Source organism: Novosphingobium sp. CF614, from assembly GCF_900113255.1.
Classification (GTDB): Bacteria; Pseudomonadota; Alphaproteobacteria; order Sphingomonadales; family Sphingomonadaceae; genus Novosphingobium.
In genome coordinates this window covers 132,200-144,939 of the sequence record NZ_FOOR01000002.1, presented here as the reverse complement: position 1 = coordinate 144,939, position 12,740 = coordinate 132,200, and the positions used below count along the sequence as shown (strand labels likewise).

At 66.1% G+C, this 12,740-nt stretch carries 10 protein-coding genes; 6 read left to right on the top strand and 4 right to left on the bottom strand.

Annotated features, from left to right (window positions below):
- Positions 1 to 6 precede the first annotated feature (6 nt).
- A complete protein-coding gene (gene modA, locus BM052_RS03555) occupies positions 7 to 777 on the bottom strand; it encodes a molybdate ABC transporter substrate-binding protein (protein WP_091143328.1) in 771 nt (256 codons plus the stop codon).
- A 115-nt stretch (positions 778 to 892) separates the two neighbouring features.
- Positions 893 to 1,273 (bottom strand): winged helix-turn-helix domain-containing protein, encoded by a 381-nt coding sequence (locus BM052_RS03550; protein ID WP_091143326.1) that lies wholly within the window; start codon positions 1,271 to 1,273, stop codon positions 893 to 895.
- A 536-nt stretch (positions 1,274 to 1,809) separates the two neighbouring features.
- Between BM052_RS03550 and BM052_RS03545 the strand changes: the two genes are divergently transcribed.
- Entirely contained in the window at positions 1,810 to 2,028 is a 219-nt protein-coding gene (locus BM052_RS03545) for a hypothetical protein (protein WP_091143325.1), read from the top strand.
- A gap of 557 nt (positions 2,029 to 2,585) precedes the next feature.
- Here the strand turns inward: BM052_RS03545 and BM052_RS03540 are convergent.
- Positions 2,586 to 3,359, bottom strand: coding sequence for a SapC family protein (locus BM052_RS03540; protein ID WP_091143322.1), 774 nt, complete (start codon positions 3,357 to 3,359; stop codon positions 2,586 to 2,588).
- A gap of 150 nt (positions 3,360 to 3,509) precedes the next feature.
- On the opposite strand from BM052_RS03540, the gene BM052_RS03535 reads away from it, so the two are divergent.
- The 5 genes from BM052_RS03535 (at position 3,510) to BM052_RS03515 (ending at position 11,801) form a co-directional block, all read left to right on the top strand.
- The gene (locus BM052_RS03535) at positions 3,510 to 4,838 is read left to right on the top strand and encodes an amidohydrolase (RefSeq protein WP_091143321.1); all 1,329 of its coding nucleotides are present in this window, start codon (positions 3,510 to 3,512) and stop codon (positions 4,836 to 4,838) included.
- Positions 4,839 to 5,097: 259 nt separating this feature from the next.
- On the top strand, positions 5,098 to 6,483 hold the full coding sequence (locus tag BM052_RS03530) for a TIGR03013 family XrtA/PEP-CTERM system glycosyltransferase (protein WP_091143318.1): 1,386 nt from the start codon (positions 5,098 to 5,100) through the stop codon (positions 6,481 to 6,483).
- Positions 6,483 to 8,609 (top strand): XrtA/PEP-CTERM system histidine kinase PrsK, encoded by a 2,127-nt coding sequence (prsK, locus tag BM052_RS03525; protein ID WP_091143893.1) that lies wholly within the window; start codon positions 6,483 to 6,485, stop codon positions 8,607 to 8,609. The genes BM052_RS03530 and prsK overlap by 1 nt, the downstream gene beginning before the upstream one ends.
- Entirely contained in the window at positions 8,609 to 9,985 is a 1,377-nt protein-coding gene (prsR, locus tag BM052_RS03520; RefSeq protein ID WP_091143317.1) for a PEP-CTERM-box response regulator transcription factor, read from the top strand. The genes prsK and prsR overlap by 1 nt, the downstream gene beginning before the upstream one ends.
- Before the next feature lie 46 nt (positions 9,986 to 10,031).
- Entirely contained in the window at positions 10,032 to 11,801 is a 1,770-nt protein-coding gene (locus BM052_RS03515) for a tetratricopeptide repeat protein (RefSeq protein ID WP_255405930.1), read from the top strand.
- Positions 11,802 to 11,840: 39 nt separating this feature from the next.
- Here BM052_RS03515 and panB read toward each other — a convergent pair whose 3' ends face one another.
- On the bottom strand, positions 11,841 to 12,710 hold the full coding sequence (gene panB, locus BM052_RS03510) for a 3-methyl-2-oxobutanoate hydroxymethyltransferase (protein ID WP_091143313.1): 870 nt from the start codon (positions 12,708 to 12,710) through the stop codon (positions 11,841 to 11,843).
- Positions 12,711 to 12,740 lie beyond the last annotated feature (30 nt).

Sequence of the window (12,740 nt, the reverse complement as noted above, 5' to 3'; positions counted from 1 at the left end):
CGCGGCCTATCTGGTGCCGAAGCCGAAGCGGCGGAACACCGCCTTGCCTTCGCTGGAAATCAGGAAGCGGCGGAATCCCTCCGCTTCCGGATTGCGCGAGGACGCGAGCAGGGCCACCGGATACGTGATCGGATCATGGCTGGCCTGCGGGAAGATGCCCAGGACCCTGACGCCCGGATCGGCCCTGGCATCAGTGCCGTAGACAACGCCGAGCGGTGCCGCGCCGCGGCTGACCAGCGCCAGCGCGGCGCGCACGTTCTCGGCCGGCGCGAGCTTGTCCTGCACCGAATTCCACACGCCCAGCCTGGTCAGGGCCTGCCTGGCGTAGATGCCTGCGGGTACGCCGCCCGGGTCCGCTATGGCGAGACGGCCGGGCCCCAGCGCCGCGGCAAGCGGCATGCCGGGGCGGATCGTCAGTTTTACAGCGCTTCCGCGCGGCGCGATCAGGACCAGCGTGTTGCGCAGGAACGATATCCGGGTCCCCGTGCGCAGCAGCTTCTTGCCTTCCACTTCGTCCATCCACGGCTCATCGGCGGAGACGAAGAGATCGGCCGGCGCTCCGGCCTCGATCTGCCGGGCCAGCGCGGAGGATCCGGCGAAGGACACGCGCGGGCGCGGATGCCCCTTCGCGGCCCAGGCATTGGCGGCCGCGCTCATGGATTCCTGGAGGCTGGCGGCGGCGAGAACCAGCGGCGCTTCCTTCCGCGCGGCCGCCAGCGTGATCGGCGCGGCCAGCATGGCCAGCAAAGTGACGAAAAGAGCGAGGGCTTTGCGCATTCGGTATTCCCCGGGTGGATATTGTATTCACCTGTATATGGAGAGGGCGCGGATGAAAAGCGCCTATGCATGATCTTGCATCGCGCCACGCTGCGACGAGGCAAGACTGGCGGGCTCAGGCTTTCTGGCTTGCGCGCGGTTGGGGAAGGAGCAGTTGCGCCAGCACCGCGTGATGCTCGTCCTGCGCCGCGCCATGCAGGGTTTTCAGCAATGCGCGGTAGTGCGCCAGAACCTGTTCTCCCATCTCCGTGAGCCTTGCGCCGCTACCCTGGGCGCGACCGGGCGAGGTATGGACCAGTGGGGCGTCCCAGCACCGGTTCATGGCATCGACAAGCAGCCAGGCGCGGCGGTAGCTCATGTCCATCGCCCTGCCGGCGGCCGAGATCGATCCGTGTTCGCGGATCGCCTCCAGCAGGTCCGCCTTGCCGGGGCCCATGGCGATCTCGTCCCCGCAATGGATCTGGACCTTGATCTTGAGTTGCGGTTTGCCGTTCATGCCCGCCAGCCTAGGACCCTCGCCTGGGCTCAGCAAGTCCGCGCCTGCCGCCCCCTGCACGGGCGGGCCGGGTTGAAGGATCGAATCGCGTTTTCCCGCATCGCTTGTTCCCGCTGAAATGGGGGAAAAGAGGCGATCGCGCTTCGCGGCCGCGTGCGCGACAATCGTCTGCGATCCCGATTGCTGCCCTGCGGCGAGAATGCTCTCGTCATAGCGAGGGTGGCCATTTTATCGACAAGATTCCAGCGATGACGAGTCTTGTGCGGTGCAAAAATCGCCAGGTATGAGGCGATCGTTATGTGCTCAACCTTGTAAATATACACCTCAATTTCATAATTATCATGCAATTCACGGCGTGCAATTAAAATTATGAAAGCAAGATAGCGGTTCTGGCCAGATTCCGTAGATTCTGTTACACTGGCGCCAGCAAGGGACTGGGGCGCGACGCCAAGAGGTGCGCGCCCGCGGGTATGGAATGGATAGCCGGGAAGGGTTCCCGGGCTTCATGACCGTATCCGAGGAAGCGAGGATGCAAAATGAAGGTCGCTGACAAGAATATGATCGGGCTCGAACATGGCCCGGATGGAGCCATTGACCTCGACCGGGGAATGGTGGCCGGCACCGTCTATGCGTCGCAGCGGTCTGGGCAGCGGTCTGGTGATGGCCAGACGGAGCATGATGCGCGCGGTTTGATCGTCGCGATTGTGCTGTGCATGGGCTGCTGGGCGGCGCTCGGTTTCTTCCTGCTGTCGTAGGCCCTTCGATCCCGGCTCGCGCCGGGCGTGAAGACGCGCGCGTGCCGCCGAGTACGCTTTTGGGAATCCGCGCCGTCCCCGCTCGATTCTGATACCGAATTCCGTTGATCGGAACTCTTGCTTCCCCCTCGTTTCGTCTTTGTGGGCCGCTGAATGCAGTGCTGCCCTGGATTGCTTCGACTTCCGGGAATCGTGGCGTCAACGCCGGGCAGCGAACGCCCGTTTCCTCACATCGCCTGCCGGTGATCGGCTTTCACGCCGGGTTCCGGCAGGGTGACGCCCGGCGACGGTGCCATTAAAAAACCACCTCGCGCAATGCGCGAGGTGGCCAAGGTTCAGGGAGGAGGTGCACGATGTGCACCGACCTGACCGGGCCATGAGGGTAGCGCCGATCAGGCATTGCCAACATACGCAAGCCCGTGGCGATATTCAAGAGATTCATTGACGCAAAATATGCGCGATTTGTCCAGCGCGGCTTTGCAGTGTCTGACGAATTGGGCGGGGGTGTGACAAAAGTGCCATAACCTCCGCCCAGATTTGATAAAGTTTCTTTTAAATCAGGAATTTAGGGAAACGGCTGGCATCTTGCCCTGGGCCATCTGCCGGCCGAAGATGTCCCGCACGAGGTCGAGCGAGAACAAGTGGGCATAGATCAGCGGCAACAGTCCGTTCTGGTTCCACTGGCGCAGGATATCGCCGCGCATTTCGCGCAGCTTCGTTTCGTCGACCATCTGGAACCCGCGGTAATTGAACGGCGGCTGGCCGTTGCCGGTGTCGATATTGAGTTCGCCGTCCATCAGCAGGTTGTGCTTCTTGAGCTCCGCCATGAAATTGCCGGTCTTGGTGCCCGCGATCTCGAAGTTCTCGCAAAACTTGAGCATGTTCTTCGTCGCGTCGGTCGGTTCGGCGCCGGCGAACAGGGCCTCGCCCTCTTCGATATCGCCGACCAGATCGCTGGTCGGATCGACGCACAGCGAAAGTTCCTCGGCATCCGGGCGCAGCTTGGCCAGCATGAAGGGATAGCGGCGGGCATAGGCCGGGATGTAAACCGGCGTGTTCACGGCCCCATCCGCGTCGACGAAGACGTTCACGCCTTCGTTCATGCCCATCAGCACCAGCGGGATCGGCTCGTCGCCGGAAGTGAAGACGATCGGGAAATTGCGCTGTGCCTGCGGGAATTCCTCCACCGTCAGCGGCACCGAGTTGACCCCGATCAGCCAAGTCGCCTTGTCGGTGGAGCGCGTTTTCCAGTTCGCGTGCTGCTGCGAATTGAGCGGGATGAGGTCTTTGTAGAACAGGGGCAGGGCAGGATTTTGCGGCGCGGTCGCCATTACTTATTCTCCGCGGATAAGGGGCTCGAAATTCCGTGCCGTCGCTTTAGTGGCTGGCCTCGGCCTGCGCAAGCATGACGGCTCGTTCGCATCTGGCCCGGGATTCTCGAGGCACTTGCCGGCAGGTGATGGTGCTCATAGGCTGGCGGCATGAAAACCCTGCTGCTTGCCGCCGCCGCGGCGCTTTTCGCCAGTCCGTCGGCCGCCATCGCGCAACCCGCCAGCGATCCCCTCGCCGCCGCAATCGCGGCCGACATGCCCGGCTTGATGGGCATCTACCGCGATCTCCACGCGCATCCGGAACTCAGCTTCCAGGAAGTGCGCAGCGCGGGGATCATGGCGCAGGCCGCGCGGGCGGCTGGTTTCGAAGTGACCGAGAAGGTGGGCAGGACCGGTATCGTCGCGGTCCTGAGGAACGGACCCGGCCCCACCGTGCTGATCCGTGCCGACATGGACGGCTTGCCGGTGGCCGAGCAGACCGGGCTGGCCTATGCCTCGAAGCAGCGCGGGGTTTCCACCGCCGGCGTCGAAAGCGGGATCATGCACGCCTGCGGCCACGATACCCACATGACCGCCTGGATCGAGACCGCGCGGCTCATGGCGGCGCGCAAGGCCGAATGGTCGGGCACCCTGGTGATGATCGGGCAGCCGGCCGAGGAAGTGGGGCTGGGCGCTCGCGAGATGCTCAAGGACGGGCTCTATGCGCGCTTTCCCAAGCCGGACTACGCGCTGGCCTTCCACGATACGCCCGAGCTGCCCTCGGGCGTGGTGGGGGCCGCCAAGGGCTGGGCCCTGGCCAATGTCGACAGCCTCGACCTGCTGGTGAAGGGCGTGGGCGGCCACGGGGCCTATCCGCAGACCACCAAGGACCCGATCGTGCTTGCCAGCGCGATCGTGATGAAGCTGCAGACATTGTCCAGCCGCGAGATTTCGCCGCTCGATCCGGTGGTGGTGACGGTTGGATCGTTTCACGCCGGGACCAAGCACAACATCATCTCGGACCACGCCAAGCTGGAACTGACCGTGCGCAGCTATTCCGACGAGACGCGCGCGAAACTGATAGACGGCATCAAGCGCATCGCGCGGGGCGAGGCCATCGCTTCCGGCGTGCCGGAGAACCTGATGCCCGAGGTTACCGTCCTTGAACCGCACACGCGGGCCACCTGGAACTCACCTGAATTCACGGAGGAGGCCATCGCCGCGCTCAAGGAGAAGATGGGTCAGGACCGGGCCACCATTGTTCCCCCGGTCATGGGCGGAGAAGATTTCGGTGAATTTCGCCGCGCGGATGAAGATCGCATCAAATCGGTGATCTTCTGGGTCGGCGGTTCGCCGGTGGAGAAGATCGCCGCCGCCAAAGCGGGGGGCCCTTCGTTGCCTTCGCTGCACAGTCCGTTCTGGGCGCCGGAGGCGGACAAGGTGATCGCCTCGGGTTCGCGGGCACTGGTGCTCACCGCGCTGCGACTGATGGCGAAGTAGCCGGCAGCGCGGGCGGCCGGCGGCTCGCCGCCATCGCCGGAAGGCCTCGCCGAGCGTCCGCGCCGGGAATGATCGCGGCCGGGCGCGAATCCCGCGTGTGTAAACCACGCCGACACCCTGGCGCGGCGCTGCCTTGCGATTTTGCCGGCTATTCCTTTCCTTGCGGAATGTCCTGTCAGATTTACCGACATTTTACGCCTTTGGCCTAGGCAGGCCTTCCGAGCCGGCAACGGCCCTCGAAGGACGGCTTAATTCGACGATGATTCGTCTGTTCAAACATTACATTCCGCATGCGGTCGTGCTGCTGGGGCTGGTGGACTTGTTGCTGCTGGCCGGGGCCAACGAGATGTCGTGGCGGCTGCGCGCCGGGCAGATCGGCATCGATTCGGGTGAACTGGCCAGCCGGCTCGGCTCGCACGCGGCCTTCGCGGCGGTGATCGTGCTCTCGATGGTCTCGGTCGGGGTCTACGGGGCCGAATCGCTGCGCTCGATGCGCTTCGCCGCCGCCCGGCTGCTGGTGGCGATCTCGCTGGGGGTGATCGCGCTTGCCTTCGTGGACTTCCTGGTCGGCGGGCAGAACTTCTGGCGCTCGACGCTGGCCTATTCGATGGCCTTCGCGATCGTGCTGCTGATACTCAATCGCCTGCTGCTGGGCGGTTTTCTCGGCACTTCCGCGTTTCGCCGCCGGGTGCTGGTGCTGGGCGCGGGCAACCGGGCGCAGCGTCTTCGCGTGCTGGGGGAGCGACCGGAGGCGGGATTCGCCATCGTCGGCTACATCTCGATGAGCGAGGCGCGGCCGGTCGTCGAGGAAGCCATCGCCCGCGCGGCGATCCACAACCTCACGCGCTATGTCGAGAACCTGGGCGTGAGCGAGGTGGTCCTGGCACTGGAGGAGCGGCGCAATGCGCTGCCGCTCAAGGATCTGCTGCGGATCAAGACCGCCGGCGTCCACGTCAACGAGTTCTCCAGCTTTCTCGAGCGCGAGACCGGCCGTGTCGACCTGGATACCGTCAATCCCAGCTGGCTGATCTTCTCCGACGGCTTCTCCGCGGGCCGCGCCATTTCGAGCGCGGCCAAGCGCCTGTTCGACATCGCCGCCAGCGCGCTGCTGCTGCTGGTCACGGCGCCGGTGATCCTGCTGTTCGCATTGCTGGTGAAGATCGACAGCAAGGGCCCGGCCTTCTACCGCCAGTCGCGGGTCGGGCTGTTCGGCCAGAACTTCGACGTCGTGAAACTGCGCTCGATGCGCACCGATGCCGAAGTGGCCGGCGCGCAGTGGGCGTCCAAGGACGATCCGCGCATCACCCGCGTCGGCAAGTTCATCCGCAAGGTCCGGATAGACGAGCTCCCCCAGGCCTGGACCGTGCTCAAGGGCGAGATGAGCTTCGTCGGCCCCCGGCCCGAGCGTCCGGAATTCGTCGCCGACCTGGAAGAGCAGCTGCCCTATTACGCCGAGCGGCACATGGTGAAGCCGGGCATTACCGGCTGGGCGCAGATCAACTACCCCTACGGCGCTTCGATCGACGATTCGCGCCAGAAGCTCGAATACGATCTCTACTACGCCAAGAACTACACGCCTTTCCTCGATTTCCTCATCATCCTGCAGACGCTCCGTGTCGTTCTGTGGAGCGAGGGCGCGCGCTGATGGCGGGCGGTGCGGGTCTGTGGATCACGATCGGCGTCATGTTCGATCTGACAGGAGCGATCGCCCTGGCCAGCCTGGCGATCTGGCTCTGGCCGCGCCGCGCGCGCTTCGACGGCGCCGGCGCGGCGATCCTGGTCGCCTTGTTCGTCACCGCGGGTTGGTGCCTGGCGGTTGCTTCCGCATCGGCCTCGGATTCCGGCACGGTGCTGCCAGCGGTGGCGGAGAGCGCCCGTAATCTCGCCTGGCTCTTCGTGATCTTTCGCCTTTTCGCGAGTGATGGCCGCCACGCCAGCGTGGCCCCGATCAGGCCGGTGATCGTTGCGCTCGCCTGCGTCGAACTGCTGCACCTGGGTGTCGATTATGGGCTGCCGCGCACCGGGTTCGATCGCGACGTCGCGCACGTGGCGTTCGAATTCAATGTGATGTTCCGCCTGCTGGTGACCGTGGGCGGGCTGGTGCTGGTCCATAACCTCTATGCCGGCGCCCCGCGCGAGACACGGCCCGGGTTGCGCTGGCCTGCGAGCGGGCTGGCCGTGCTCTGGGCGTTCGATCTCAATCTCTACACCATCGCCTACCTGGCCGCGCGTTGGCCGGTGGAGATCGCCGCCTTGCGGGGGCTTGCGGTGATCGTGCTGACGGGCTGCTTCGCGCTTGCCGCCACCAGGAACGGCGATGCCCTGCGCCTGCGCCCGTCGCGAGCGGTGACGTTCCAGACCTTCTCGCTGCTGGTCATCGGCTTCTACCTGGTGGCGATGGTGGCGGTGGCGCAGTGGCTTTCCTATGCCGGAGGCGACTTTGCGCGCCTGATCGAGCTGGCGTTCCTGACGCTCGCGAGCGCCGTGGCGCTCGTGGTGCTGCCTTCGCGCCGCGTGCGGGGCTGGCTCAAGGTGACGCTCGCCAAGCATTTCTTCCAGCATCGCTATGACTACCGCGAAGAGTGGCTCCGCTTCACCCGCACCATCGGCAGCGGCGGGCAGGCGGCATTGCCGCTGGGCGAGCGCGTGGTGCAATCCGTCGCCGACGTGTTCGACAGTCCTTCCGGATTGCTGCTGACCCCGGGCGAGCAGGGCGAGCTCACGCTTGCGTCGCGCTGGAACTGGCTGGAGATAGAAGTCCCCGCGATTGCCGTCCCGCAGCGCGCGCTGGGCTATTTCGAGCGTACCGGCTTCATCGCCGATCTCGACGAAGCGCGCGCCGGTGTCGTCGCGCTGGCGGTGGACATCGAGATCCCGGCTTGGCTGATCGAGGATACCCGGGCCTGGGCCCTGATCCCGCTCGTCCATTACGAGCGGCTGGTGGGCATGGTGGTGCTGGCCCGGCCGCAACTGGTGCGCAAGTTCGACTGGGAGGACTTCGATCTCCTGCGCGTGATCGGCCAGCAGGTCGCAAGTTACCTTGCCGAGAACGCGAGCCAGGAAGCGCTTGCCGAATCGAGCCGCTTCGAGGATTTCCACCGCCGCATCGCCTTCGTGATGCATGACATCAAGAATCTCGCCAGCCAGTTCAGCCTGCTCGCGCGCAATGCCGAACTGCATGCCGACAAGCCTGAATTCCGTGCCGACATGCTTGTCACGCTGCGCAATTCCTCCGAAAAGCTGAATGCGCTGATCGCGCGCCTCTCCCGCTACGGCACCGGGGCGGTCGACAAGCTGGAACAGGTTCCGGCGGCCGCGGTGCTGGCCACCGTCATGGAGCGTTTCGGCGGCAATCCGCAAGTGGTCCTGGCCGAAACGCGGAACGTGACGGTTACTGCCAATCGCCATTCGCTGGAACAGGTACTGGTCCATCTCGTGCAGAACGGCATAGACGCCAGCCGCCCCGAAAATCCGGTCTTCGTCTCGGTGTCGATCGACGGACTCAACGCCCGCTTCGAAGTGCTCGATTCCGGCTGCGGCATGAGCGCCGAATTCGTCCGAAACCGGCTGTTCAAGCCGTTCGTCTCGACCAAGAGCGGGGGCTTCGGCATCGGCGCCTTCGAAGCCCGCGAACTGGTGCGGGCGATGCGCGGGCGGCTGGAAGTGGAATCGCGCGAAGGCCTGGGCTCGCGCTTCGTCGTGCAAGTCCCGCTCGCGGCGGCCAGTGACATCCTCCAGAACATCGCAAGTCAGGATCAGAGGGTAGCGTGATGATTGAGACCCGGCCCAAGGCGCTTCCCAAGCTGCTCATCGTCGAGGACGATGCCGGCCTCCAGGCGCAGCTCAAATGGGCTTACGAGGATTTCGAAGTGCTGGTGGCCGGCGACCGCGCCAGCGCGCTGGCCCTGCTGCGCTCGGAAATGCCCGACGTGGTGACGCTCGATCTCGGCCTGCCGCCCGACCCGGACGGCACCAGCGAAGGTTTCGCGGTGCTTGACGAGATCATGGCGCTCAAGGCCGATACCAAGGTCATCGTCGCCAGCGGTCATGGCGCGCGTGAAAGCGCTCTCCAGGCCATCGCGCGCGGAGCCTACGATTTCTACCAGAAGCCGGTCGACATCGATGCGCTGGGCCTGATCGTGCGGCGGGCGCTGCAGCTTCACAAGCTGGAGGACGAAAACCGCCGCCTCGCCGCCAAGATCGAGAAGGACGAGAAAGTGCTCGGCCGGATGATTACCGCCGCGCCGGAGATGATCCGCGTCGCGCGCACCATCGAGCGTGTCGCCAACACCAATGTCTCGGTCATGCTGCTGGGCGCCAGCGGCACCGGCAAGGAACTGCTGGCGCGCGGGCTGCATGATGCCAGCGACCGGGCCAAGGGGGCGTTCGTTGCCATCAATTGCGCGGCGATCCCCGAGAACTTGCTCGAAAGCGAGCTGTTCGGGCACGAGAAGGGCGCCTTCACGGGGGCGGTCAAGACCACGCCGGGCAAGATCGAGCAGGCCGGCAGCGGTACTTTGTTCCTGGACGAAGTGGGCGACATTCCGCTCCAGCTCCAGGTCAAGCTGCTGCGCTTCCTGCAGGAACGGGTGATCGAGCGCGTGGGATCGCGCGAATCGATCGCCGTCGATACCCGGATCGTATGCGCCACCCATCAGGATCTTGAAGCGATGATCGCGGACGGGCGCTTCCGCGAGGATCTGTATTATCGTCTTGCCGAGATTGTCGTGAAGATTCCCAGTCTTGCCGAACGGCCGGGCGACGCCACCCTGCTCGCGAAGGCTTTCCTCAACCGCTACGCCAAGGAAATGAACCCGCGCGTGCGCGGCTTCGCCTCCGACGCGCTCGCCGCGATCGACGCCTGGAGCTGGCCGGGCAACGTGCGTGAGCTGGAAAACCGGGTGAAGCGCGCGGTCATCATGGCCGACGAGAAGCTCATCTGCGCCGCCGACCTCGACCTTGCCGAGCCGGACGAGCAAGTAATCAACGCGCTCAACCTCAAGACCGCGCGCGAACAGGCGGATCGCAAGGTCATCCGTCACGCGCTTGCCCGCAGCGAGGGCAATATCTCGAGCACGGCGAAGATGCTCGGAATCAGCCGGCCCACGCTCTATGACCTGCTCAAGCAGTACGACCTGCAATCCTGATCCCTTCCGGCGGGGGGAGACCGGGCGGCGTAGGGGATGGCTGGCCTTGGCGGCCCTGGCCTTGCCGCTTGCGCTGCTCTCCAGTCCCGTCGTCGGGCAGCGTCCGCAAGGCGAGGCCCTGATCGGCAAGACCCTGATCGGCGAGGCGCGCGCGGCGCTGGCGCGCGGGGACGGCATCGACGGCGAAATGAAGCTGCGCGCCGCGCTCGAAAGCGGCACGGCGCGCAACCAGGTCGCCGCGTTCATGGGGCAGGCCTACCTCGCTCAGGATGACCGCGAACGCGCGCGCGAATGGCTGGCGTCGGGCGACTTCTCACGCGCGAGCGCGGCCGAGGGCTGGCGCGCGCTGGGGCTGCTCGAACGGCTCGACGGCAACCTGCCGGCTTCGGGCCGCGCTTACGACAAGGCGCTGGCATTGATCCCCCGGGACGCCTCGCTGTGGGTCGAGATCGGGCGCCTGCGCTACGCGGGCGGCGAGCACGGATTGGCGATCGCGGCGGCCGAACATGCGCTGGCGCTTGAGCCGGACAACGTGCGCGCGCTCGAATTCGGCGGGCAGCTGGTGCGCGATCGCTATGGCCTGATGGCCGCGATCCCGTGGTTCGAGCAGGCGATCATGCGCGATCCCAAGGACGTTTCGGTCCTGCTCGAATATGCCGCGACGCTCGGCGAACTGGGCCGGGCGAGCGAGGCGCTGACGGTGACCCGGCGGGTGCTCGAACTAAGCCCCAAGAACCCGCGTGCCTACTATCTCCAGGCAGTGATCGCGGCGCGCGCAGGCAATTACGAACTCGCGCGCGGGCTGCTGGCGCGCACCGGCGGCAAGCTCGATCGGGAAGCGGGCGTCCAGATGCTGCGCGGCGTCGTCGAGATCGCTGCGGGCAATCCCTCGGCGGCGGCCGAGGCGCTGGAAGCCGTGCTGCGCGCCAAGCCCGATTGCCGCCAGGCCAAGGACCTGCTCGCCCGCGCCATCTACCTGGGCGGCGAGTACCGCTACGTCGCCTTGCGCTTTTCCGGGGACCTCGCCCACGACGATGCCTCGCCCTACCTGTTGACCGTGGTCGCGCGCAGCTACGAGGCGCTGGGCGAGCGCCAGCGTGCCGGTGAACTGCTCGACCGCGCGGCGCACGCGCAAGTGCCGCCGCTGCGGGTGGTGCCCGGCCAGGGCGCGATCGGCGCATTGCTCGCCGGCGGACAGGGCGCCGCCGCGCAGGCACAGGCCGAAGCCGCGCGCGGCACCGATCCCGGTTTCTATGACGCCCAGGCCCTGGCCGGCGACGTCCAGCTCGCGCTGGGCAATGCGCGGGCGGCTCAGGCGCGCTATGCGGCGGCGGCGGAGATCCGGATGCCCGAAAGCTTGTTCAGGCGCCGTTTCGAAGCCTTTGCGATGGCCGGTGACTTGAGGGGCGGCGAGGAACTCGTCGAGGGCTACCTGCTTCAGAACCCGACCAGTCGCCCTGCCTTGCGTGCCGCCGCCTGGCTGGCGATCGGCACCGGTGACGCGGTGCGTGCGCAGGCGATCCTCTCGTGGCTTCGCGACAATGGCGACGGACGCGACGTGCAGCTGCTTTCCGACCTGGCGATGGTCCAGGCCAGCGAGGGCGATTTCGAGGCGGCGCGGGACAGCGCGCTGGCGGCCTATCGCCTGCAGCGCGCCAGTCCGCTGGCTACGCAGGCGCTGGCCTATAGCTATGTCGCGCTTGGTATCCGGCGTGCGGAAGCAGGCGCGCTGCTGGACAAGGCGCAGACATTGGTGGGCAATACCCCGCTGATCGCCGAAGCGCGCGAGCAGCTACGGGCGAGGCGGCGGGGCTGAACGGGGCGACGGAACTGGGCGCGATCGGCGGCGAGCGGCCTATTTCGGCTGATATGTCTGTTCCGGCCCGGGGAACGTGCGGCTCCGCACCTCCTCGGCATATTTCGCCGCCGTTTCCGAGATCATTCCGGCAATGTCGGCATAGCGCTTCACGAAGCGGGGAACGCGCTCGAACATGCCGAGCATGTCCTCGGTGACGAGCACCTGACCATCGCACCGGGCCGAAGCGCCGATGCCGATCACCGGGATTTCGACGCTCTGCGTCATGGCGATGGCGATCGGTTCGATCACGCCTTCGACCACCACGGCGAAGGCCCCGGCATCGGCGATGGCCTGGCCGTCGGCGATGATCTTGGCGTGTTCCTCCTGGCTCCTGCCCCGCGCGCCATAGCCGCCCAGCGCGTTCACCGCCTGCGGCGTCAGCCCGACGTGGGCCATGACGGGAATGCCGCGCTGGGTCAGGAAGGCGATCGTTTCGGCCATGGCCTGGCCGCCTTCGAGCTTGACCCCGGCGCACCCCGTTTCGGCCATGACCCGGCTCGCCGCCGCGAAGGCCTGCTGCGGGCTCGCCTCGTAGGCACCGAACGGCATGTCCACGATGACCACCGAGTGATAGGAGCCGCGCACCACGGCGGCGCCGTGGGCGATCATCATCTCCAGCGTCACCGGCAGGGTCGAAGGCAGCCCATAGATCACTTGGCCGAGCGAATCCCCGACGAGCAATATATCGCAGTGCGGATCGAGCAGTTGCGCCTGGCGCGCCGTATAGGCGGTGAGCATGACCAGCGGTTCCTCGGTCTTGCCCTCGAACTTGCGGCGCTGGATCGCGGGAATGGTCAACCGCTTCATCGGCGCGGGCGTGGGGTTGGCGCGACTGGTCGCGGTATCGAGTTGAAAGGTCGTGGACATGGCAGGGCTTGTAGCGCCGCCGCCCGACCG